The organism is Arthrobacter sp. JDC6, assembly GCF_056484025.1.
Genome location: NZ_CM151278.1, coordinates 4450402 through 4473381, shown reverse-complemented (window position 1 = coordinate 4473381; position 22980 = coordinate 4450402). Strand labels below are relative to the sequence as shown.

Genomic DNA, 22980 nt, shown 5'->3' with positions numbered 1-22980 from the left:
GGTCAGCATTCTCTAGTCTGCGGAAACAACAATGTGGCGTCCGGCGCCTTCGCCCTCGGACTCGCTGACCAGGCCGAGGTCGGCCACGGCGTCGTGCACGATCTTGCGTTCGTAGGCGCTCATCGGTTCCAGGGCGACGGACTTGCCGGTCTCCTTCACGGAAGCCGCTGCGTCTTCGGCGATCTTCTGCAGATGGCCGGTGCGTTCCTGCCGGTAGCCATTGATGTCCAGGACAAGCCGGGAGCGGTTTTCCGTGGCGGACAGGACCGCCAGCCGGGTGAGCTCCTGGAGGGCCTCGAGGACCTCGCCGTCCTCGCCGACAAGGCTCTCCAGCCCCTCGGCTTCCTCGTCGGCAACGATGGAAATGTACGTCCGGCCGTTGCGGACCTCGATGTCAATGTCGCCGTCGATGTCGGCGATGTCCCAGCAGTTCCTCAAGGTAGTCGGCAGCCACGTCCCCCTCCTCCTCGAGGCGGCTGACGGCAGAGACCTTGGCGGACGAAGCATCCTGGTTCACGGACTCGTCCTGATCTTCAATCTCTTCAGAAAGGGCGTGTTCGGTGCTCTCGGCTGACATTACTTCTTCTTCCTGTTCTTGCGCTGGGGCTGGACGCGCTGTCCCTTGGTCTCAAGTGCGGCGGCCGCGGCGGCGTCGGTTTCTTCATCCCGCTTGCCGGTGAGGACGGAAAGGGCGGGGAGGCCCTTGGCGGCACGGCGTTCGGCGAGGGCCTTGGCTGCGGGGGATCCCGGCGTCGGCATGCGGCGGATGACGAAGAACTGCTGGCCCATGGTCCACAGGTTGGTGGTGGTCCAGTAGATGAGCACACCGATGGGGAAGTTGATGCCGCCCACACCGAAGACGATGGGCAGGATGTAAAGCATCATCTTCTGCTGCCGCATGAACGGGCTGGCCATGGCCTCTTCGGACATGTTCTTGGCCATGATCTGCTTCTGGGTAATGAACTGCGAGGCCGTCATGGCCAGGATCATCACGATGGAAAGGATCCACACAGCAACCTGGTTGCCGCCACCCCCGCCATGCAGCAGGGAGGCAGACAGCGGAGCACCAAAAATGCTCGACGCGTCGAATTCCACAACCTGCTCATGGCTCATGGCACCAATGCCGGCGCCCTGGTCCTTTGCGGCGGAGATACCGGAGAGCACCTGGAACAGTGCAAAGAAGAACGGCATCTGGATCAGCATGGGCAGGCAGGCCGAGAACGGGTTGGTCCCATGCTTCTTGTACATGGCCATCTGTTCCTGGGCCATGGCCTGGCGGGACAGCTGGTCGGTCTTGCCCTTGTACTTGTCCTGGAGCTTCTTCAGGTCGGGCTGCAGCAGCTGCATGCCGCGCTGGGCCTTGATCTGCTTGACGAATACCGGGATCAGGGCGGCACGGATCACCAGCACGAGTCCGATGATGGACAAAGTCCAGGTCCAGCCGTTCGCAGCAGGCATCCCGATGGCGCTCAAGCCATCGTGGAATCCGATCATGATGATGGAAACCAGCCACTTGAACGGGGCCATGATTGTTCCAAAGAAGTCCATACTTATCCCTATTCGTCAGGCCGCACTGCGGCCTTCTTCATCAGTCCGAGCAACCAGGTACCTGTCCGGATTGTTCAGCACAACAATTGTGGGGGTCTGGCCTGCGGGCCATTCCCTGTGGCCGGCGGGGACGTGGTCCACTCCGCCGGCATTCCATGGATGGCAGTGGCCAAGGCGCCGGACCGCGAGCCAGCTCCCCTTGACGGCGCCATGGACAGTGACCGCTTCAAGGGCGTAGGCCGAGCAGGAAGGGAAGAATCGGCAGACCGGCCCGTACAAGGGAGAAACCACCTTGCGGTAGGCCATCAGCAGAAGAATGAGGACGTTGCGGGGCAGGTTCCAGAGGAACTTGCCGACGGCGGCAGGCACGTTGCGGAAACGGGCGACGACGGCGGTGGCGTTAGACACGCGTTGTCCCCTCCTGTGTTGTACCGGCCGAACCTGTCGCGGCAGCCCGTGGAGGGCGGCCAGCCAGCCGGTTCAGCGTGGATTCCAATGCAGCGTTGTAGTCCGACAGCAGCTGGTCCCAACTGGCGGACGCGGACGCCGGAAGCGCCCGCACCACAATAGCCAGTCCTGTACCGTGCTCTCGCAACGAGGCAGCAGCTGCTTCTCTCAGTCTCCTCTTAACGAGGTTCCTGACCACAGCGTTCCCTACACCCTTGGAAACAATGAACCCGATCCGGCTGGGTTCGTCGGCAGCAATGGCTGCCGCATATAACACTACGTTCCGGCGCCCATTGCGGACACCGGAACGTACGGTTGTTGAAAAATCGGTTGAGGTCCTCAAGCGGTTGCGGGCGGCCAGCACCTTAAACTCGCAAAGGGATGTCTACCGACAAGCCAGTTATCTAGGCCGACAGTTCGGTGCGGCCCTTGCCACGACGGGCCGCCAGGATGGCACGGCCGGCACGGGTACGCATACGAAGGCGGAAGCCGTGCTTCTTGGCTCGACGGCGGTTATTCGGCTGAAAAGTCCGCTTGCTCACGTTAGTTACTCCAGTGGATCAAAGGTGCGCCCACCCGATCAGTATGGGGAAGAACTGGCCGACGCTAAGTTTTGTATATGCACGCTTCCCCCGGCTGTCCGGACGCACTGCGCCTGGAGAGTTCAGATGGGGCCAAAAAGCGGACACAAAGGACTTCACAACGTTAGGGCAATCTGCAGGCCGGAGTCAAACCGGAAGGCGCCTTGGCGGCTGTCCCCAGCTGTGCCTAAGTATCCCCAACAGCCTGTGGATGAAGTGGCTCACAGGGGCGTTCCGGGAACCACAACAGTGTAATTATCCACAGCCGGATAGCCAGCTATCTTCTAGGCTTTTCATCCCCTAGAGTGTCCCAGTAGCCGATTATCCACGGACTGTGCATAACCCTGTGGATTAAGTGGGGCCAGCACCCTGGTTCCGGACTTGGGCTGCAGGCAATGCAGGCAAAGCAAGTTTTGAGGGAACCGATTGATGACAGTAGACGAAGCCAACCACGCCAATACTGTCGGAAGTTCCTGGCGCCGGGTTGTCAGCCTGCTGGAACAGGACCACCGCGTATCACCCCGCCAGAGGGGCTTTGTCATCCTTGCCCAGGCGCAGGGGCTCATCGGTTCCACCCTCCTGGTGGCCGTGCCCAATGAACTCACCCGGGAAGTGCTGCAGACCCAGGTCAAGGACGCCCTGGACGATGCCCTGCACAACGTCTTCTCCGAGGACATCCGCTGCGCCATCGACGTCGACACGGATCTGGTTCCCATCCATGAGGAGCCTGAGCCCGTCGTCGAGCCCGCCTACGCACCTGACCAGCTCATCGAGCAGAAGCCGCAGCCCATGCTGCCCAGCACGTCGCATGAATTCGGCCGGTTGAACCCCAAGTACGTCTTCGACACCTTCGTGATCGGTTCCTCGAACCGCTTTGCCCACGCAGCCGCCGTCGCTGTCGCCGAAGCTCCTGCCAAGGCGTACAACCCGCTCTTCATCTACGGTGACTCCGGACTGGGCAAGACCCACCTCCTGCACGCAATCGGCCACTACGCCCGGCGGCTCTACAGCGGGATCCGTGTCCGCTACGTCAACTCCGAAGAGTTCACCAACGACTTCATCAACTCCATCCGTGACGACGAGGGCGCCAGCTTCAAGACCACGTACCGGAACGTGGACGTGCTGCTCATCGACGACATCCAGTTCCTGGCGGGCAAGGACCGGACGCTGGAGGAGTTCTTCCACACATTCAACTCGCTCCACAACAACAACAAGCAGGTAGTCATCACCTCGGACCAGCCGCCCAAGCTGCTGGCAGGGTTCGAGGACCGCATGAAGTCCCGGTTCGAGTGGGGCCTGCTGACGGACATCCAGCCGCCGGAACTCGAAACCCGTATCGCCATCCTCCGCAAGAAGGCACTGAGCGAGGGATTGTCGGCACCGGATGATGCCCTGGAGTACATCGCTTCCAAGATTTCCAGCAATATCCGCGAGCTTGAAGGTGCCCTGATCCGGGTAACGGCCTTCGCAAGCCTGAACCGCCAGCCCGTGGACGTGGCACTTGCCGAAATGGTCCTGAAGGACCTGATTACCGACGACGGCGCGCAGGAGATCACGTCCGCCCAGATCCTCCAACAGACGGCGGACTACTTCAAGCTCAGCATGGAAGAACTGTGCAGCAAGTCCCGGACCCGGACGCTGGTCACCGCCCGGCAGATCGCCATGTACCTCTGCCGGGAGCTGACTGACATGTCGCTTCCCAAGATCGGGCAGGAACTTGGCGGCCGCGATCATACGACGGTCATCCACGCCGACCGGAAGATCCGCGAACTGATGGCCGAACGCCGTGTGATTTACAACCAGGTGACAGAGCTGACCAACCGGATCAAACAGCAACAGCGCGACTCCTGAATCCACACCGCCCCCGGCACTCCATACCTTATTAACAGGGGCATGTGGATAAGCCTGTGGATAGTTCAGGGGACAAGCGCGGTTAATGGGCTTAAAACCCTTAAGCCGTCTGTGGATCGTTAAAAACCGGCCTTCACGTTGTCCCCATCCACACCCTGTTTAAAACCCAGTTAACGCACAGTCCGTGAACAGGCCTTAACCGCGGAACGGTGGGGCAGGACAGGGTTATCCACAGTTTCCACAGCAGTTATTAACACTACGAATCCCAAAAAATTGAATTCCCTCAAACAACAAGATCGATCCGAACGCCCGCCGAGGGGCCTGCCGGCCCCAAAGCGGGCCGGGCTGTACACCGGGGGATGGGTTAATCGAGGATCTTCCGGCTAAGCTGTCAGCAGCGCTCCCATCCCTGGGTTTCTGCGTGGTTGCGAGCTCGACGAACCATGCACCAGCCAGGGTGCGCCCCACTTCTTCCGGAGTTTCCCTGCGAAATTCCCGGGTTTACCTGGCAGCAGCAATGAAAGGCGGCACCCTTCCGTGAAGTTCAGAGTCGATCGGGACGTCCTGGCAGAAGCCGTCACCTGGACAGCCCGCTCGTTGTCTCCGCGGCCGCCGGTGCCTGTCCTCTCCGGCCTGCTGTTGAAGGCTGAAGCGGGAACGGTCAGCCTCTCCAGCTTCGACTACGAGACCTCGGCACGGCTTGAAATCACGGCGGACATCAGGGATGAAGGAACCATCCTCGTGTCGGGCCGCCTGCTCGCCGACATCTGCCGCAGCCTGCCTTCCGCTCCGGTGGATGTCGAAACGGATGGCAACAAAGTCACGCTCACCTGCCGCCGAAGCAGCTTCCACCTGGCCACCATGCCCGAAGCCGAGTACCCCCCGCTGCCTGCCCTGCCGGCCATCAGTGGAACCGTTCCGGGCGACGCCTTTGCCCAGGCCGTTTCCCAGGTCATCATCGCTGCGAGCAAGGACGACACCCTCCCCATCCTCACCGGCGTGCGGATGGAGATCGAAGACGACCTGATAACGCTTCTGGCAACGGACCGGTACCGGCTCGCCATGCGCGAAGTACCGTGGAAGCCGGTTACCCCGGGCATCTCCACCAGTGCCCTGGTCAAGGCCAAGACCCTCAACGAGGTGGCCAAGACGCTGGGCAACAGCGGTGACATCAACCTGGCCCTGTCCGACGACGACAGCCGGCTTATCGGCTTCGAAAGCGGCGGCCGCACCACAACGTCACTGCTGGTGGACGGTGACTACCCGAAAATCCGTTCGCTGTTCCCGGAGTCCACGCCCATCCACGCCACCGTCCAGACGCAGGAACTGGTGGAGGCCGTCCGGCGCGTCTCGCTCGTGGCCGAACGCAACACCCCGGTCCGGCTTGCTTTCACCTCAGGCCTGCTGAACCTGGACGCCGGCACCGGTGAGGACGCCCAGGCCTCCGAGGAGCTGGAGGCCCAGCTTTCCGGTGACGACATCACGGTTGCCTTCAACCCGCATTACCTGATTGAAGGCCTCAGCGTCATCGAGACCAAGTTCGTCCGTTTCTCCTTCACCACGGCGCCCAAGCCGGCCATGATCACGGCCCAGGCAGACGCCGACGGCGAGGACCAGGATGACTACCGCTACCTGGTGATGCCGGTCCGCCTTCCCAACTAGTCCCCATCGGCTCCCAGCCTTCGCAAGCTCAGCCACGGAACCCTGGCGGCGTGGGCGCACGCAGTTGGGCTACCCATCCCCCACCAGCGCAGAAAAGAGAACCCGCATAATGCACATTGGACTGATTGGCCTTGGCAAAATGGGATTCAACATGCGCGAGCGGCTGCGCAAAAGTGGCGTGGAGGTCACCGGCTATGACCGGAACCCGGACGTCACTGATGCCGCCAGCGTCGATGACCTGATCGCTGCCGTCCCGGTGCCCAGGATTATTTGGGTGATGGTGCCGTCGGGGGCCACCACGGACGCGGTAATCAGCGAACTCAGTGAAAAACTGGAACAGGGCGACCTGGTCATCGACGGCGGGAACTCCCGGTTCACCGAAGACCAGAAACACGGCGAACTGCTTGCCGCCAAGGGGATCCGCTTTGCGGACTGCGGCGTCTCGGGCGGAGTCTGGGGCCTGCAGAACGGCTATGGACTGATGGCCGGCGGTGACGCCGCCGACATCGAACGCGCACTGCCCGTCTTTGACGCCCTGCGCCCCGAGGGCGAACGGGCGGACAGTTTCGTCCACGTGGGCGGCATCGGTGCCGGCCATTACGCCAAGATGGTCCACAACGGAATCGAGTACGGCCTGATGCAGGCATATGCCGAAGGCTACGAACTACTCGCGGCCAAGGACATCGTCACCGACCTGCCCGGCACCTTCCGGGCATGGCAGAAGGGAACGGTGGTCCGCTCGTGGCTGCTGGACCTCATGGTCAAGGCACTTGACGAGGACCCGGGACTGTCCTCGATCGACGACTACGTAGAGGACTCGGGCGAGGGCCGCTGGACCGTGGAAGAGGCCATTGCCAACGCAGTGCCCGCTCCGGCCATCACCGCCGCGCTGTTCGCCCGGTTCGCATCGCGCGAAGACACCTCTCCTGCCATGAAGATGGTTTCCGCGCTCCGCCACCAGTTTGGCGGCCACGCAACCCGTCCCGCCAAGTAGCACCCACCGGGAACCAGCAGCGTTCCCAGAATTGCCGAAAACCGCGTGTACCTGGAACACCTTTCACTGACCGACTTCCGCAGTTACGCCCAGGTTGACCTTGCCCTGGGCCCGGGCGTCACCGTCCTGGTGGGATACAACGGCATCGGCAAGACCAACCTCATGGAGGCCATCGGCTACCTGGCCACGCTCAGCTCGCACCGGGTGGGTTCCGATGCGCCGCTGCTGCGGTTCGGCACGGAGCGTGCCCTGGTGCGTGCCCGGCTGGTCCGCGGAACCCAGGTCACGGTCCTCGAGCTGGAAATCAATGCCGGCCGCGCCAACCGTGGCCGCATCAACCGCAGCAACCCGGTCCGTGCCCGCGATCTTCTCGGCATCTGCCAGACCGTCCTGTTCGCGCCGGAAGACCTGGCATTGGTCAAGGGCGATCCGTCCAACCGCCGCCGCTTCCTTGATGAGCTGCTGGCCAGCCTTATTCCGCATCATGCCGCCACCCGCAGTGACTACGACCGTGTCCTGAAACAGCGCAATGCCCTGCTGAAATCGGCCCGCGCCGGAAAATTCACCGCAGCGCATGAATCCACCCTCGACGTATGGGACCAGCACATGGCCCGCGCCGGCGCGGAACTGTTGCACGCCCGGCTGGAGCTGGTGGAACGGCTCCGCCCGCACCTGGCCCGCGCCTATGCTGAGCTCACGGACGCCACCAAGCCCGCCGACGCCACCTACCGTTCAACGCTCCAGAACCAAATGGACGACGACGGCGTCCCGGCCGGCGGCGTGCAGCGCGCCGCTGCCGGGGGTACTTCGGACGGGCAGGATGACCTGCGACTTCTCTCGGTGGAACAACTCACGGAACGGTATGTCCAGGCCTTTGCGGAGTCGCGGAAGAAGGAACTGGAACGGGGCATATCGCTGGTCGGGCCGCACCGTGACGAACTGGAGCTGATGCTGGGCCAGGCGCCGGCCAAGGGGTATGCCTCGCATGGGGAAACATGGTCCATGTGCCTGTCGCTCCGGCTGGCCTCGTACTACGTGATGCTGGACGATGCCCGGACCGGAGGCTCGGCGCCCATCCTCATCCTGGACGATGTGTTTGCCGAACTTGATGTCCAGCGGCGGCGTAAACTGGCGGCAATAGTCTCCGGCGCGGAACAGGTCCTGGTGACCGCCGCCGTCGACGCCGATATTCCGGAAGAGCTGTCCGGGCGGCGGGTGAAGGTCATCCCGGGAGGTATCGATGAGCACTGAGCAGGGCGGCGGGCCGCAGCCCGGCCGCGAGCCTGACAACATCGATGCCCCGCAGGCTGCGCTGAACCGGATGCGCGAAGCCGCGGCCGCGCGCGGTGAAGTCCGCCGCAGGGTGGCCCGGCCTGGTTCGCAGAAGGCCAAGGGCGGTATCCGTGACACGCGCGGCTTCAGCCAGTTCCACTCCACGGGCCGCGACCCCCTGGGCCTGGGAAAAGTTGTTGGCCGGCTGGTGGCAGAGCGCGGCTGGACGTCACCGGTGGCCGTCGGGTCCGTCATGGCGGAGTGGGCCACACTGGTGGGGCCGGAAATCTCGGCCCACTGCACTCCCGAAAGCTTTACCGACACCACACTCCACGTGCGGTGTGATTCCACTGCCTGGGCCACGCAGCTGCGGCTTTTGAGCAGCAGCCTCCTCGATAAATTCCGCCGGGAACTGGGCGACGGCGTGGTGACCAGCATCCAGGTACTCGGCCCCTCGGCACCCAGCTGGCGCAAGGGTGGACGCAGCGTCAACGGCCGTGGGCCGCGGGACACGTACGGATAGCCGGCACCCAGCTCTTGAAACTGCGCCCGAGGGCGTGTAGGGCGCTGTAAGGACCGCAGCGTGTATAGGCACCCGGAGGGCGTACCGCGGGGCCGCCCTAGGCGGGACCCAGAGCCTCGGAGGGCCATGTTCACTGGCGGCGAAGGCCCTCCGAATGCAGGGATCTGGACCTGTTCGCGGTAGAATCGATGCAGATAACTGGGCGCGGATGAAACGTTGACACCAGTCCGTTCTCCGCGCGCTATCCGCGTGCGGAGCGTGGAGCACCAACCGTCAACAAGTCACCGGCGCCATAAGTTTGTGCCTGTTGGCGGGTGGCTTTTCCCTGGGAAAAGAAACCGGCCGGCCATCATCGAGAACAGAGGAGTCGCAGCGCCTGTGGCTAACGACAATACAGATATTCTGGCAGCAGATACAGCAGTCGAGGATGGCCGCACCCCTGATACCCCGGCTGCGCCCAGCACCCAAAGGGAATACGGCGCCAGCGATATCACTGTGCTTGAAGGCCTCGAAGCTGTCCGCAAGCGTCCCGGCATGTACATCGGCTCCACAGGGCCCCGCGGCCTGCACCACCTGGTCTATGAAGTGGTGGACAACTCAGTGGATGAGGCGCTGGCCGGCTACTGCAGCCATATCGAGGTGGTCCTTCAGGCCGACGGCGGCGTGAAGGTGGTGGACGACGGCCGCGGCATTCCCGTGGACATGCACCCCACTGAACATAAGCCCACCGTCGAGGTGGTCATGACCATCCTGCACGCCGGCGGCAAGTTCGGCGGCGGCGGTTATGCCGTCTCCGGTGGCCTGCACGGTGTCGGCATTTCCGTGGTCAACGCCCTCTCCAGCCGCGTGGACACCGAAGTGCGGCGCCAGGGGCACGTATGGCGGATGTCGTTTGCCGACGGCGGCAAGCCCCAGGGCAGCCTGGTGAAGGGCGAGGAGACGGACGCCACCGGCACCACCCAGACCTTCTACCCCGATCCTGCGATCTTTGAATCCACCGAGTTCGATTTCGAGACGCTCCGCGCCCGTTTCCAGCAGATGGCCTTCCTGAACAAGGGCCTGCGTATCACCTTGACGGACGAGCGCACGGCAGCCGACGACTCGGACGGCGACCTGGACCTCGACGACCTCAGCACCGAGGGCGAGGTCAGCGCAGAGCACCGCACAGTGGTGTACCAGTACGACGAAGGCCTGCTGGACTACGTCAAGCACCTGAACTCGGGCAAGAAGGTGGAGGTTGTCCACGAAGACGTCATCGCCTTCGAAACCGAGGATACGGAACGCCGCATCGCCCTGGAAATGGCCATGCAGTGGACCAGCGCGTACTCCGAGAGCGTGCACACCTACGCCAACACCATCAACACCCACGAGGGCGGCACCCACGAAGAAGGTTTCCGCGCTGCCCTGACATCCCTCATCAACCGGTACGCCCGGGAGAAGGGCATCATCAAGGAGAAGGAAGACAACCTCACGGGTGACGACATCCGTGAGGGCCTCACCGCCGTCATCTCCGTCAAACTGGCTGAACCCCAGTTCGAAGGCCAGACCAAAACCAAGCTGGGCAACTCCGAGGTCAAGGGCTTCGTCCAGCGCGTTGTCACCGACGGCCTGGGCGACTGGCTGGAGCGCAACCCAGGCCCCGCCCGCGACGTCATCCGCAAGGCGATCTCCGCCGCCCAGGCAAGGATGGCAGCGCGCAAGGCCCGGGACAACGCCCGGCGCAAGAGCCCGCTGGAGTCCTTTGGCATGCCTGGCAAGCTTTCCGACTGCTCCTCCAAGGATCCGGAAAAGTGCGAGGTCTATATCGTGGAGGGTGACTCCGCCGGTGGTTCCGCCAAGCGCGGCCGCAACCCCGAGACACAGGCCATCCTGCCGCTGCGCGGCAAGATCCTGAACGTGGAACGCGCGCGCCTGGACAAAGCCCTGGGCAACGCGGAGGTCCAGTCCATGATCACCGCCTTCGGAACCGGCATCGGTGAGGACTTCGACCTCGCCAAGCTGCGGTACCACAAGATTGTGCTCATGGCAGATGCCGACGTGGATGGCCAGCACATCACCACCCTGCTGATGACCCTGCTGTTCCGCTACATGCGTCCCCTGATCGAGAACGGCTACGTGTACCTGGCGCAGCCGCCGCTGTACCGGATCAAATGGTCCAACGCGCCGCATGACTACGTCTACAGCGACCGCGAACGCGACGCCAAGCTGGTGGCGGGACAGGCCGCCGGTCGCCGCATCCCCAAGGATAACGGCATCCAGCGCTACAAGGGCCTGGGCGAGATGGACTACACCGAGCTGTGGGACACCACCATGGATCCCGACCACCGCACGCTGCTGCAGGTGACCATGGACGATGCCCTTGCCGCCGACCAGATCTTCTCCGTCCTCATGGGCGAGGACGTGGAATCACGCCGCAACTTCATCCAGCAGAACGCCAAGGACGTCAGGTTCCTGGACATCTAAGGACCCGCTCCAAAGTATTCGGAACCAGACATATACCTGAAACGGAAAATAAAGAATGAGCGACGAAACCCCCGAGATTCCCGCCCCCGAGGCCGGGACTCCGGACACCGTTCTTGAAGGCGACGTGCTGATCGACCGTGTGGAACAGGTGGACCTGCAGACCGAAATGCAGCGTTCCTACCTGGACTACGCCATGGCCGTCATCGTGGGCCGTGCCCTTCCGGACGTCCGCGACGGCCTCAAGCCCGTGCACCGCCGAGTCCTGTACGCGATGTTCGACGGCGGCTACCGCCCCGACCGGTCCTTCAACAAGTGCGCCCGCGTGGTGGGCGAGGTCATGGGCCAGTACCACCCGCATGGCGACACCGCCATCTACGACGCCCTGGTCCGCCTCATCCAGGACTGGACCATGCGCTACCCGCTGGCCCTTGGCCAGGGCAACTTCGGTTCGCCCGGCAACGACGGCGCAGCGGCACCCCGGTACACCGAAACCAAGATGGCACCGCTCGCCATGGAAATGGTCCGGGATATCGACGAGGAAACCGTCGACTTCCAGGACAACTACGACGGCAAGAACCAGGAACCCACCATCCTGCCGGCAAGGTTCCCCAACCTGCTGGTGAATGGCTCCTCGGGCATTGCCGTTGGCATGGCCACCAACATCCCGCCGCACAACCTCCGGGAAGTTGCCGACGGCGTGCAGTGGTACCTGGCCAACCCCGGCGCCACCCGGGAAGAACTGCTCGAGGAACTGCTGGTGCGGGTCAAGGGCCCCGACTTCCCAACCGGCGCCACCATCCTGGGCCACAAGGGCATCGAGGACGCCTACCGGACCGGCCGCGGTTCGGTCACCATGCGCGCAGTGGTTGCGGTTGAGGAACTGCAGGGCCGCACCTGCCTGGTGGTCACGGAGCTCCCGTACCAGGCCAACCCTGACAACCTGGCCATCAAGATCGCCGAACTGGTCAAGGACGGCAAGATCTCAGGCATCGCCGACCTCCGGGACGAAACCTCCGGCCGCACCGGCCAGCGCCTGGTGATCGTCCTCAAGCGCGATGCAGTGCCCAAGGTGGTGCTCAACAACCTTTACAAACACACAGAGCTGCAGAGCAACTTCTCCGCCAACATGCTCGCCATCGTGGACGGCGTTCCGCGGACACTCAGCCTCGATGCGTTCATCCGGCACTGGGTAACCCACCAAATGGACGTCATTGCGCGCCGTACCCGTTACCGCCTGCGCAAGGCGGAAGAGGAAGCCCACATCCTCCGTGCCCTCCTTAAGGCACTGGACATGCTGGACGAGGTCATTGCCCTGATCCGTGCCTCCAACACCACCGAAGCCGCACGCGACGGATTGATGGAACTGCTGGATATCGACGAGCTGCAGGCCCGGGCCATCCTGGACATGCAGCTGCGGCGCCTGGCCGCCCTGGAACGCCAAAAGATCCAGGACCGGCACGCCGAACTTGAAGCCCTGATCGAGGAGTACAACGCGATCCTGGGCTCCGAGCAGCGCCAGCGCGAGATCATCAGCGTCGAACTGGGCGAAATCGTTGACAAGCACGGTGACGACCGCCGGACCAAGATCCTGATGGGCTTTGATGGCGACATGTCCATGGAGGACCTCATCCCCGAAGAGGAGATGGTGGTCACCATCACCCGCGGCGGCTACGTCAAGCGCACCCGCAGCGACAACTACCGGTCGCAGCAGCGCGGCGGCAAGGGCATCAAGGGTGCCCAGCTTCGGGGTGACGATGTAGTGGAACACTTCTTCGTGACCACCACCCACCACTGGCTGTTGTTCTTCACCAACCTGGGCCGGGTCTACCGTGCCAAGGCATACGAGTTGATGGAAGCGGGCCGGGATGCCAAGGGCCAGCACGTGGCCAACCTGCTGGCATTCCAGCCGGATGAGCACATTGCCCAGGTCCTTGACCTGAAGGACTACCAGCAGGCGCCGTACCTGGTCCTGGCCACCAAGAGGGGCCTGGTGAAGAAGACCAGGCTGGAGGACTATGACACCAACCGTTCCGCAGGCGTAATCGCCATCAACCTGCGCGACGGCGATGAACTGGTCTCCGCCCAGCTTGTGTCGGAAACCGACGACCTCTTCCTGGTGTCCCGCAAGGGCCAGTCCATCCGCTTCACCGCTACGGACGACGCGCTGCGCCCCATGGGACGTGCCACCTCGGGTGTGACCGGCATGAAGTTCCGTGAGGACGATGAACTCCTGGCTGCCGACGTGGTCACCGACGGCTCATTCGTGTTCGTCGTAACTGAGGGCGGCTACGCCAAGCGTACGGCCGTGGAGGAATACCGCCTCCAGGGCCGCGGCGGCCTGGGCATCAAGGTGGGCAAGTACCAGGAAGAGCGCGGGCACCTCGTGGGGGCGCTCATTGTCCAGGAGGAGGATGAAGTCCTGGTGGTCATGGAGGGCGGCAAGGTTGTCCGCTCCTCCGTTGCCGGTGTCCCGGCCAAGGGCCGTGACACCATGGGCGTCATCTTCGCCAAGCCGGACAAGAACGACCGGATCATTGAGGTGGCACGCAACAGCGAACGCGGTCTTGAGGACGAGGAATCCTCGGGGGATGACGTAACGTTGGCTGAAGATGGCGGGACCGCTGGGGAATCCGCCGAGCCAGCAGTGGCAGAAGAATCACCGGCCGTTGAGTCAGAGGACGCCTCGGGCGACGCTGAGCCGAACGAAGACAACACGGAGGTAACGAGTGAGTAATTCCGACTCATTTCCCAAGCCGAACAGTACTGTTCCCGACGGGAACCGGCCTGCAGGGGCTCCCCGCGTGAACGCCCCCGTACGTCCGCAGCAGCGGCCGGCAGCCCCTGCCGGCGCTCCCGGCCAGCGACCTGCTGTCCCGGGCCAGCGGCCGCAGCAGGGAGACCGTCCCGCGCAGCCCGGCCAGCGCCCCTTCCAGGGCCCTCAGGGGCAGCGCCCGGCACCGGCGGGGCAGCGTCCCGCCCAAGGGGCCCCGGGCCAGGGGACGCCCGGCCTGGTCAAGCCGGCGCCGAAGGCCAAGGTCCGCCGGGCCCGTCTTCTGATCAGCAAGGTGGACCCGTGGTCCGTCCTGAAGATGGCGTTCCTGCTCTCCGTGGCACTGGGAATCGTTACCGTGGTGGCCGCCATTGTCCTCTGGACTGTTCTGGACCTGACCGGGATCTTCGACCAGGTGGACAGCCTGCTCGGTACGCTCGCAGGTTCTGAAAGCGGCGGCTTCGAACTGAAGAAGGTGGCCTCACTGGGACAGGTCGCCTCGTTCGCCACCATCATTGCCGTGGTCAACGTCGTCCTGTTGACGGCGCTGTCCATGCTGTCAGCTGTCCTCTACAACATTTCTGCCACCCTGGTGGGCGGCATTGGCGTTACCCTCACCGACGACTAGGAAGCCATTTCCGCCGGCCCAAAACCGGCGGAAAGGCCCGATTTGAGATCGGGCCGGGGTGTGCTGTAAAGTCATGTCTCGGCCCGATGAGGGATCGGGGCGTATAGCTCAGGCGGTTAGAGCGCTTCGCTGATAACGAAGAGGTCCCAGGTTCAAGTCCTGGTACGCCCACGGAACCTGTGCAGGTTTCAAACAAGGGTCAGGGATGGATTCATCCATTACCTGGCTGGAACGGGGAGCATGTGAAGAAGTTGCTTGTACTGGCAGCGGCAATCGCAGGCATCCTGGTCTACCGGAAAGCACAGGAATCCGAAGCCCGGAAAACAGTCTGGAGCAAGTCAACCGATACGGTGGACTAGCCCGGGAGCCCGCACCGGGAGCCTGTCAGGGGCTCCACGGTTCTAGGGTATGATTGACGGGTTGCTTCTTATGGGGGCATGGCGCAATTGGTAGCGCACCTGCTTTGCAAGCAGGGGGTTCGGGGTTCGAGTCCCCGTGCCTCCACCATAAGGAAGTCCCGGTCAGCGGAAACGCTGGCCGGGACTTTTCGCTTTCCATCTCTGTCAGGGACGAGCTTCAGGGGGTTGCCGTGAATCTGATCATCGCGGCCCTCGGCGTTCTCGGCGTCGCCTCATCGGGCCCCCTGATAGCGGCCACACTTGGCGCAACCAGCGTCAGCGCCCTGGCCATTGCCTTTTGGCGGAACGCCATCGGAGCGGCCGTCATGGCCACGCCCACCCTGGTCCGGGAGCCCCGCCAGTTCGGCAGGATTTCCCGCCGCGAGTTCGGCTGGTCGTCCCTGGCCGCGGTCGCCCTCGCACTGCACTTTGCCTGCTTCATCACTTCCCTGCAGCTCACCTCCGTAGCCGCCGCAACAGCCCTGGTCTGCCTGCAGTCGGCCTGGATTGCGGTCTTCCAGCTCTTCCGCGGCACCCGGCACCGCTGGCAGGTCCTGGCCGGTCTGGGCATCGCCTTCGGCGGGGTCGTTGCCATCACCGGCTTCGACCTCGGAACCTCACCGCAGGCACTCACGGGAGACCTGCTGGCGGTGGCCGGTGGCGCACTGGCAGGCCTCTACACCCTGGCCGGGGGCAAGGCGCGGCAAAGCATGACCACCGGAACCTACACCACGCTTTGCTACGGGATGTGCGCCGCCCTCGTGGCAGTACTGGCGCTGTTCGCCGGCCAACCCCTGGCCGGGTTCGAGCCCGCAGGCTGGCTGGGAATCGCAGCCATCACCGTCTGTGCGCAGCTGGTGGGCCACACCGCATTCAACCACCTGCTGGCCACCATGAGCCCGCTCATCGTCTCCATGATCATCCTCCTGGAGATCCCCGGCGCAGCGCTGCTGGCTGCCGTGTTCCTGCACGAGACCCTGCCGGCCGGCACGTACGCCGGACTCGGCCTGATCCTGGCTGGACTCGCCGTCGTGGTCCTGGGCCAGAGGGCCGCAATGGCAACGCGGCGCGGAACGGCCCCGCCGCCGGACCGGCTCGCGGAGTTGGGGACGGACTGAGCTACTGCCCGCCGCGGCGCACGGGCTGGGCTGTGTTGACCGTGTGGATGGCCCGGAGGAGCTTGGCCGGGAAATATACCGAGAAGAAGACCACCATGGGGGCCTTCAACGCCATCTTCCTGACATTGTGGGCTTTATAGGTCCGGTCAAAACGGGTGACGTAGTAGCGGTAGTCGCGCGGGGAATCCTCCAGCCGGCGTGCCGACATCCCGGACACCATTTGCGGCCAGTACCGCACCGGAAGCTCATGATCGGCCAGGTGCAGGGACAAATCGATGTCCTCGTGCATTTCGTCCTTTTCATCGCGGCAGGTCTCGGAGCGGATGGTCTCCCAGGCACTGGCCCGCAGGGCCATATTGGAGCCGAACAGGAAATGGTACTGGTGCTTGGCCAGCTTGAGCATCAGCTGGCGCATTTTATCGTCGGCCTTGAGCCCAAAGCGGCGCATCGGCATGTCGTAGTACACCACAGGGCCCGTGGCAGCCTGGACGGACCAGTCAGCAAAAGCCTTCTGGACCTGCTCAACCCAGTCCGGCTCCACGATGGAGTCCGCGTCAATGCGACCCAGGATGTCCCCGGTGGCGCTGTCCAGACCGAAGTTCCGGGTGGGGATCAGTCCCTGCTCCCGGTCCTGGCTCAGCAGGACGATGGGACTTTCCGGGTACTCAAGCTGCATCTGGCGGACAATGTCGGCAGTGCGGTCTTTGGAAAGGTTGTCCACCACGATGATCTCGTGGGCGGGAACGGACTGGTAGATGGCAGCGATGAGGCACTGCCTGATCACGCTTTCCTCGTTGTATGCCGGGATGACGATGGACACGCGGAGCTGTTCGGCTGCGTCGTTCAAGGCATCCCCAGAGGGTCGATTGGCTGGCATCACTACAAATCTAGCACCAGGGCCACCGCCTGCCTTATGCGGTGGCCGCGCTTCTGCGGCGACTCCGGAGTCTGTGGAGGGCAGTCAGCAAAATCGGCGGGAGGAACGGCTCTGGTACGCAAAAGGGGCCCCGCGGTGAAACGGAGCCCCTTGGTGCGCTGCGGGAAAACTAGGCCTGGCTGCTGCCCTTGTCAGTCTCCGTGGCCGGCTTTGCGTCATCGGCTGTGCTCTTGGCAGCCTCCGAGGTGTCGGCGGCCACGTGCTTGGCCTTGTCAGCGGCGTCTGCGGACTTTTCAGTGGCCGTATCCGCTGCCTCACCTGCCTTCTCCGCTGCGGCGGCTGAGGCAGATCCGGCAGCAGAGGCAGCGCCGCCGGCAGCGTTTGCCGTGCTTTCCTTGACATCACTGACAGTGGTGGCGGGCACCGGGGCAGGAGTCGGCGTGACCGGTGAAGGAGTCTTCCAGGGGTCCTCCACAGGCTTGGATGCCTTCCACGCGGCGACACCGGCGGCAACGGCAGCAGCAACCACTCCGAAGACCAGCCAGCCGCGCTTCTTGGGCTTTTCGGGCTGGGCCAGCTGGAGTTCAGCGGCACGGCCGGCACCTGCTGCGGCTGCCTTCAGCTGTGCACCGGTTGCCTGGGCCTGTTCCTGGAGGGCGTGGATGATTCCCACATCGCCCAGCTTCTGTGCGACGGCATCCACCCGTGCCGGGGTGTTTTCCAGGGTGCGGTGGACTGCACCGGATGCCACGCCGATCTGGTCCGAAAGCTTGGGCAGGTATTCCACCACCACCCGGTCGCGCGCATTCAGGACAACGGGCGTGGCTTTGTCCAAAGCCTCGTGGAGCCTGGGTGACGCGCCTTCGACGACGTCATTGATCTTGGGGGCCAGCTGGGCCAGACCGTCCTGGATCCGGGGAGTCACGGTGGCAACACCGTCGGCCAGGGAGTGCGCGGCCGTCTTCAGGCCTTCCTGGATCTTGGGAGAAGCGGTATCCAGGCCGTGCTGGAGACGGGGAACAGCCCAGTCCACTGCAGCTTCCACCCGCGGCGCCGCCCAATCCTTGGCATTTTCCACCGCACTGGTGACCGACTGCTCAAGGTCACGGGTAATACGATCCGATTTCTTCACAACTACCTCCCGATTAATGTGACGGTTCTGTCGCTAGCCTACGTGCCCAGATCACCCCGGGCTATTCACTCTGCGGATTTTAGGGGGATTTCACCCAGCGCGGAACTGCCCCCGCAGCCGTGGCCGCAAATAACCGACATGGGAGAATGGGGCCTATGACTGCCATCGCAACTGCAAAAGCAACCATCCATACCAGCCTCGGCGACATCGTGGTTAACCTCTTCGGCAACCACGCGCCCAAGACTGTCAAGAACTTCGTTGGCCTTGCCACGGGTGAACAGGCATGGACCCACCCGGAAACCGGCGAGGACAAGGCCGGCACCCCGCTTTACAACGGAACCATCTTCCACCGCATCATCAAGGACTTCATGATCCAGGCGGGCGACCCCCTGGGCCGTGGAACCGGTGGCCCCGGCTACCGCTTCGACGACGAAATCCACCCGGAGCTGAGCTTCAACCAGCCCTACAAGCTCGCCATGGCCAACGCGGGAATCCAGATGGGCAAGGGCACCAACGGTTCACAGTTCTTCATCACCACCATTCCCACTGACTGGCTCCAGGGCAAGCACACCATCTTCGGTGAAGTGGCTGACGAGGAATCCAGGAAGGTCGTCGACGCCATTGAGGGTGTCCGCACCGGCATGGGCGACCGCCCGGTTGAAGACGTCACCATCAACAGCATCGACATCGAGCAGCTGTAACACCCCAGCATGAGTTACGGAATTCCGTCGGCCGAGCCGTCCGCCCAGGTCCCGGTCTGTCCCCGGCACCCGGACCGGCCGTCCTACGTGCGCTGCCAGCGCTGCGGGCGCCCGGCATGCCCTGACTGCCAGCGGGCGGCCGCCGTCGGATTCCAATGCGTTGACTGCGTCAACGAAACAGGACGTTCGACGCCGGAAGTGCGGACCGTCTATGGCGGCGCCGTTGCCACCGGCAAGCCATTGGCGACGTTCGGCATCATCGCGGCCTGCGTTGTTGTTTACGCACTGCAGATGCTCATCCCGGGCGACTTCGTATACAAGCAGTTCGCCTATAACAACATTTTTGTTGCCCCGCAGTACGGTGCTTTCGAGCCTTGGCGGATGCTGACATCAGCCTTCCTCCATTCCCCGGATTCGCTGCTGCACATCCTCCTTAACATGTATACGCTCTGGATTTTCGGCCAGGCCCTCGAACCCGTTCTGGGCCGCGTCCGGTTCCTGGCGCTGTACCTGATTTCAGCGGTTGGTGGTTCAGTCGGCTACCTGCTGCTCAATCCCGTGTTGGTGCCCGGCCAAGGGCTCGTGGGGCTGGTAGGTGCTTCCGGAGCCATCTTCGGCCTTTTCGGCGCCATGCTGTTGGTTCAACGGCAGCGCGGCGGCGACACCCGCCAGCTGTGGGTCCTGATTGCCATTAACGGCGTCATTGGCTTCCTGATCCCCCACATCGCCTGGCAGGCCCACCTGGGCGGCCTCATTACGGGCGGACTGTGTGCGGCCGTCCTCGCCTACACTCCGCGCGGACGCCGCCAGGGTGTCATCCAGGCCTTGGGGCTGGCGGCCGTGCTGGCCCTGCTCATCGCTGTGAGCTGGGTGCGGGTAACTCTCTAGGATCCCGCCCAAACCGCAACGGCACTCTGCCCCCGCCACCAATGGTGTCGGGGGCAGAGTTGTTTTCCACAGGGCTTATCCACAATGTTGGTAACTTACACAGCTGTAGTTCATATGCGCGTCCTCCCGTTTATGGCCTGCGTCCGGGGATGGGCTGGAAGGCTGCGCCACTTTCTCCACATCTGTGGATAACCTGTGGGGATATTGCTGTGTGTAAGTGGATAAGCAGGGGATTCCACGGGATTTTGTGGACAACTACGCACCGGCAGCGTCATGTTGGCCCAGTGCACCACCCCGGAGGGGCGTTATCGACACCCTTATACACAGTGTTAATAACTGACAGAGGTGTAGTTTCCGCGTTGGAAAACCCGCGGGAGTAGGCGCAGCGCCCGGCGGCGGGAGGATTTCCACGGGCTTACCCACAGTTGTGGATAACTTGTGGGTATTGCGCTGTTGGTAAGTGGATAACATCCCCGGCGGGCCCTCCGCGTCCTGCCTATGATGGTTGCCTGCCAAGCCGTTCTATCGACAAGGACCCCCGTGAGCGTCACCGAGCATCTATACCTGGACAAACAGCACCCCGCTCTCTGGAAGTCAATCAGCGGCCTGGGCCTCAGGGTGCAGGAAGCAGCAGAGGAGGCTGGAATCGGGCGCGGCCTGCTGGAACTCCTCAACGTCCGGATCTCCCAGATCAACGGATGCGCCTACTGCCTGGACCTACACGTGCGGAAGGCGGGCGAGGCAGGGGAAACCCCGCAGCGGCTGGCAGTATTGCCCGCGTGGCGTGACACGGCCTTGTTCACCGGCAAGGAGCGGGCGGCCCTGGCGTTGGTGGAGAGCATCACTGAACTCCCGGACCAGCGGACGCAGGAGCATGCGGAGGCGGCCGCCCGCGAATGCCTCACGGCAGAGGAATTTTCGGCCGTGAGCTGGGTTGCGGTGACGATGAACGCGTTCAACCGGGTTTCCATTACCAGCCACCATCCCGTCAAGCGGGACCGCCTGTAGCCTCCCGGACCGCCTGTAGCCTCCCGGACCCCCGGACCCCCGGACCCCGCGGGTATCCACCGGGCACGTAGGGATTATCCACAGGTATTCCACACTGTTAATAACCGCATCTGCCCGGCAGACTTAGCCTTATCAGCACGGCCCCGGGGGCCGGCTGCCACATCTGGAGCTGCCAGGGGGGCTTTTCCACACTGTGGATAACTTTCCCAACAGTTGGGGATAACGGTGTGCCGCGGACCGGTTCTGCCCCGACCGGCCTCACACCTGCCAGACGCCGGAAGATCCCCGCCGATGGCTCGCCAGGAGGTGGGTGTCCACGATTCCCACCGCCTCCATCAGGGCGAACATGGTGGTGGGTCCCACGAAGGAAAAGCCGCGCTTCCTAAGTGCCTTGGACAAGGCAATGGACTCTGCAGACTGGGTGGGAATCTCCGCGGCAACCCGGGGCTCCGGGGTGCTGTCCGGCCGGAAGCCCCAGACAAAGTCCACCAGGCCGCCGTCGTTCCGAAGCTCCAGGGTGGCCTGTGCGTTCTTAACCGTGGCAAGGATCTTCAGCCTGTTTCTGATGATGCCCGGATCCTGCAACAGCCGCTCCACGTCCGCGTTGCTGAACAGGGCCACAGCCTCCGGATCGAAGCCGGCAAAGGCGGCGCGGAACGCGGGGCGTTTGCGCAGGATGGTGGCCCATGAAAGCCCGGCCTGGAAGCCCTCCAGGCAGATGCGTTCATACAGGCCCTGCTCGTCGGTGACGGGCATGCCCCATTCCTGGTCGTAGTAGTTCCGCATGAGCGGGTCCGTCGCGGCCCACGCCGGCCGCGCGAGGCCATCCTCGCCGATAACTACGCCGGCGGATTCGGGAGCCACGGCAGTCCTCCCCGGAACAGTCGCGGGACGCCGCTCAGGAGCGCCAGCGGGTAGTCATCAGGAAGCCGACGATGGCAATGCCAAAGCCGGCAACGATGTTCCACGACTGCCAGGCCTGCACAGGGAAGCGTCCCTCGCTGATGTAGAACGTGATGATCCAGAAGAGGCCAATAATCATGAGTCCAAACATGACCGGCTTGAACCAGACGGGATTGGGCTTGTAAGCCTGGGGGGAAGCCGGCTGGGCGGTGCTGGCGGTCTTCTTGCGAGGCTTTGACTCGGGCACTGGCTCTCCTTGGCGGGATGGGGCAAGACCGGCGCCCCGGGCTTGGTATCCTGCAAGAAGGAAATTTCCAGCGGTCTGCGCGATCTTGGTCAAATCTGGATTCTTACTAGCAGCCAATTCTAGCCGCAGTTGATGGGCAGCCGGTGCCCAGGGTAAACGCCCGGAGGAGAACGCGTGGTATTGCAGGAGAAGGCGGGGCCCGCCACTGCGCCCGCCCCCCGTCGTGCCCTGCTGCGCGGCACCATCCAGGTTCTGGGCGAGCTGTTGATAACCGCCGGCGTTATCCTCCTTCTCTTTGTGGCATGGCAGCTGTGGTGGACCAACGTCGAGTCCGATGCCAGGCAGAGCCAGGTCATCAAGGAATTCGCCCAGGACCTGGGCACTGCCGCCCCCGCTCCCGCACCAACTGCGCCCGCCGCGGCACCCGCCGCCGGTGAGGATTTTGGCAAGCCCGTGGTGGGTACCGCCCCCGGCCACGCGGGAACGATCGGCATCATGTACATCCCCCGGTTCGGCCCCGGCTACACCCGCCCCATTGTCGAGGGGACCAGCCAGGATGTCCTGGACACCCTGGGCCTTGGGCACTACGGCAACACGGCCATGCCCGGTGCGGTAGGCAACTTTGCGGTGGCTGGGCACCGCCAGACGCACGGTGCAGTGCTGGATAACATCCACACCCTGGTGCCCGGCGACAAGATCTACGTCCAGACCAAGGACGGTTATTACGTCTACGTCTTCCGGAACAACCAGATTGTGATGCCTTCGCGCACGGACGTCCTGGAACCGGTGCCCACCCAGCCCGGCGCCACGCCCACCGAAAGCTACCTCACCATGACCAGCTGCAACCCCCGCTTCGGGGCGGAAGAACGCATCATCGCCTACGCCCTCCTGGACAGCTGGCGTCCGGCTGCAGCGGGCCCGCCGGCCGAAATCGCGGCGCAGGTTGCGGCAGCCACCGGAAGGAACTGA

The 22980-nt window shown here is 63.6% G+C and carries 22 protein-coding genes, 2 tRNA genes and 1 pseudogene; 16 read left to right on the top strand and 9 right to left on the bottom strand.

Translation table 11 applies throughout. The annotated features are described in order from the left end of the window. Positions 1 to 12: 12 nt before the first annotated feature. From ACV095_RS20765 to rpmH, 5 genes and pseudogenes are all read right to left on the bottom strand, one after another. Positions 13 to 577, bottom strand: a pseudogene (locus ACV095_RS20765) (Jag family protein). Further along, positions 577 to 1548, bottom strand: coding sequence for a membrane protein insertase YidC (gene yidC / locus ACV095_RS20760; RefSeq protein ID WP_018769874.1), 972 nt, complete (start codon positions 1546 to 1548; stop codon positions 577 to 579). Before yidC ends, ACV095_RS20765 begins: the two are co-directional and overlap by 1 nt. Positions 1549 to 1563: 15 nt before the next feature. Beyond that, entirely contained in the window at positions 1564 to 1956 is a 393-nt protein-coding gene (gene yidD / locus ACV095_RS20755; protein ID WP_018769875.1) for a membrane protein insertion efficiency factor YidD, read from the bottom strand. Next, positions 1949 to 2359 carry a ribonuclease P protein component gene (rnpA, locus tag ACV095_RS20750; protein ID WP_081620205.1) on the bottom strand — a complete coding sequence of 137 codons (411 nt, stop codon included), beginning with the start codon at positions 2357 to 2359 and terminating at the stop codon, positions 1949 to 1951. Before rnpA ends, yidD begins: the two co-directional genes overlap by 8 nt. Before the next feature lie 40 nt (positions 2360 to 2399). Continuing rightward, positions 2400 to 2537: a 50S ribosomal protein L34 gene (gene rpmH, locus ACV095_RS20745; protein WP_003800212.1), complete on the bottom strand. Its 138-nt coding sequence runs from the start codon at positions 2535 to 2537 to the stop codon at positions 2400 to 2402. A gap of 468 nt (positions 2538 to 3005) precedes the next feature. On the opposite strand from rpmH, the gene dnaA reads away from it, so the two are divergent. The 12 genes from dnaA to ACV095_RS20685 all read left to right on the top strand — a co-directional run bounded on the left by dnaA (position 3006) and on the right by ACV095_RS20685 (position 16255). After that, positions 3006 to 4427 carry a chromosomal replication initiator protein DnaA gene (gene dnaA, locus ACV095_RS20740; protein ID WP_018769876.1) on the top strand — a complete coding sequence of 474 codons (1422 nt, stop codon included), beginning with the start codon at positions 3006 to 3008 and terminating at the stop codon, positions 4425 to 4427. A 537-nt stretch (positions 4428 to 4964) separates the two neighbouring features. Beyond that, positions 4965 to 6089, top strand: a complete 1125-nt coding sequence (gene dnaN, locus ACV095_RS20735; protein ID WP_018769877.1) for a DNA polymerase III subunit beta — start codon at positions 4965 to 4967, stop codon at positions 6087 to 6089. Positions 6090 to 6198: 109 nt separating this feature from the next. Next, entirely contained in the window at positions 6199 to 7083 is an 885-nt protein-coding gene (gnd, locus tag ACV095_RS20730) for a phosphogluconate dehydrogenase (NAD(+)-dependent, decarboxylating) (protein WP_478222626.1), read from the top strand. A 45-nt stretch (positions 7084 to 7128) separates the two neighbouring features. After that, complete coding sequence (gene recF / locus ACV095_RS20725; RefSeq protein ID WP_478222625.1) at positions 7129 to 8334, top strand: DNA replication/repair protein RecF; 1206 nt, start codon at positions 7129 to 7131, stop codon at positions 8332 to 8334. Then, positions 8324 to 8878, top strand: coding sequence for a DciA family protein (locus tag ACV095_RS20720; protein WP_018769880.1), 555 nt, complete (start codon positions 8324 to 8326; stop codon positions 8876 to 8878). Before recF ends, ACV095_RS20720 begins: the two co-directional genes overlap by 11 nt. 378 nt (positions 8879 to 9256) lie before the next feature. Continuing rightward, positions 9257 to 11341: a DNA topoisomerase (ATP-hydrolyzing) subunit B gene (gene gyrB, locus ACV095_RS20715; protein ID WP_026265861.1), complete on the top strand. Its 2085-nt coding sequence runs from the start codon at positions 9257 to 9259 to the stop codon at positions 11339 to 11341. Positions 11342 to 11396: 55 nt separating this feature from the next. Then, on the top strand, positions 11397 to 14075 hold the full coding sequence (gyrA, locus tag ACV095_RS20710; RefSeq protein WP_018769882.1) for a DNA gyrase subunit A: 2679 nt from the start codon (positions 11397 to 11399) through the stop codon (positions 14073 to 14075). Further along, complete coding sequence (locus tag ACV095_RS20705; RefSeq protein ID WP_026265862.1) at positions 14068 to 14739, top strand: DUF3566 domain-containing protein; 672 nt, start codon at positions 14068 to 14070, stop codon at positions 14737 to 14739. The genes gyrA and ACV095_RS20705 overlap by 8 nt, the downstream gene beginning before the upstream one ends. A 97-nt stretch (positions 14740 to 14836) precedes the next feature. After that, positions 14837 to 14910: transfer RNA gene (locus tag ACV095_RS20700), tRNA-Ile, on the top strand. A gap of 71 nt (positions 14911 to 14981) precedes the next feature. Next, positions 14982 to 15098: a DLW-39 family protein gene (locus tag ACV095_RS20695; RefSeq protein WP_018769884.1), complete on the top strand. Its 117-nt coding sequence runs from the start codon at positions 14982 to 14984 to the stop codon at positions 15096 to 15098. Positions 15099 to 15170: 72 nt separating this feature from the next. Then, positions 15171 to 15246, top strand: a tRNA-Ala gene (locus tag ACV095_RS20690). A gap of 82 nt (positions 15247 to 15328) precedes the next feature. Continuing rightward, positions 15329 to 16255 (top strand): DMT family transporter, encoded by a 927-nt coding sequence (locus ACV095_RS20685; RefSeq protein ID WP_478222624.1) that lies wholly within the window; start codon positions 15329 to 15331, stop codon positions 16253 to 16255. A gap of 1 nt (position 16256) precedes the next feature. Here ACV095_RS20685 and ACV095_RS20680 read toward each other — a convergent pair whose 3' ends face one another. Together ACV095_RS20680 and ACV095_RS20675 are read right to left on the bottom strand one after the other, a co-directional pair. After that, positions 16257 to 17132 (bottom strand): glycosyltransferase family 2 protein, encoded by an 876-nt coding sequence (locus tag ACV095_RS20680; RefSeq protein ID WP_478222623.1) that lies wholly within the window; start codon positions 17130 to 17132, stop codon positions 16257 to 16259. 169 nt (positions 17133 to 17301) lie between these two features. Beyond that, positions 17302 to 18264 (bottom strand): hypothetical protein, encoded by a 963-nt coding sequence (locus ACV095_RS20675; RefSeq protein WP_144601133.1) that lies wholly within the window; start codon positions 18262 to 18264, stop codon positions 17302 to 17304. A 155-nt stretch (positions 18265 to 18419) separates the two neighbouring features. On the opposite strand from ACV095_RS20675, the gene ACV095_RS20670 reads away from it, so the two are divergent. From ACV095_RS20670 to ACV095_RS20660, 3 genes are all read left to right on the top strand, one after another. Continuing rightward, entirely contained in the window at positions 18420 to 18965 is a 546-nt protein-coding gene (locus ACV095_RS20670; RefSeq protein WP_478222622.1) for a peptidylprolyl isomerase, read from the top strand. 9 nt (positions 18966 to 18974) lie between these two features. Then, on the top strand, positions 18975 to 19853 hold the full coding sequence (locus ACV095_RS20665; protein WP_026265864.1) for a rhomboid family intramembrane serine protease: 879 nt from the start codon (positions 18975 to 18977) through the stop codon (positions 19851 to 19853). 540 nt (positions 19854 to 20393) lie between these two features. Next, positions 20394 to 20861, top strand: a complete 468-nt coding sequence (locus ACV095_RS20660; protein ID WP_018769890.1) for a carboxymuconolactone decarboxylase family protein — start codon at positions 20394 to 20396, stop codon at positions 20859 to 20861. A gap of 258 nt (positions 20862 to 21119) precedes the next feature. Here the strand turns inward: ACV095_RS20660 and ACV095_RS20655 are convergent, their stop codons facing one another. Further along, the gene (locus tag ACV095_RS20655; RefSeq protein WP_018769891.1) at positions 21120 to 21725 is read right to left on the bottom strand and encodes a DNA-3-methyladenine glycosylase I; all 606 of its coding nucleotides are present in this window, start codon (positions 21723 to 21725) and stop codon (positions 21120 to 21122) included. A 34-nt stretch (positions 21726 to 21759) separates the two neighbouring features. After that, a complete protein-coding gene (locus ACV095_RS20650; RefSeq protein WP_018769892.1) occupies positions 21760 to 22011 on the bottom strand; it encodes a cell division protein CrgA in 252 nt (83 codons plus the stop codon). Between the two features lie 174 nt (positions 22012 to 22185). Here ACV095_RS20650 and ACV095_RS20645 point away from each other — a divergent pair, with 174 nt between their 5' ends. After that, positions 22186 to 22980 carry a class E sortase gene (locus ACV095_RS20645; protein ID WP_018769893.1) on the top strand — a complete coding sequence of 265 codons (795 nt, stop codon included), beginning with the start codon at positions 22186 to 22188 and terminating at the stop codon, positions 22978 to 22980.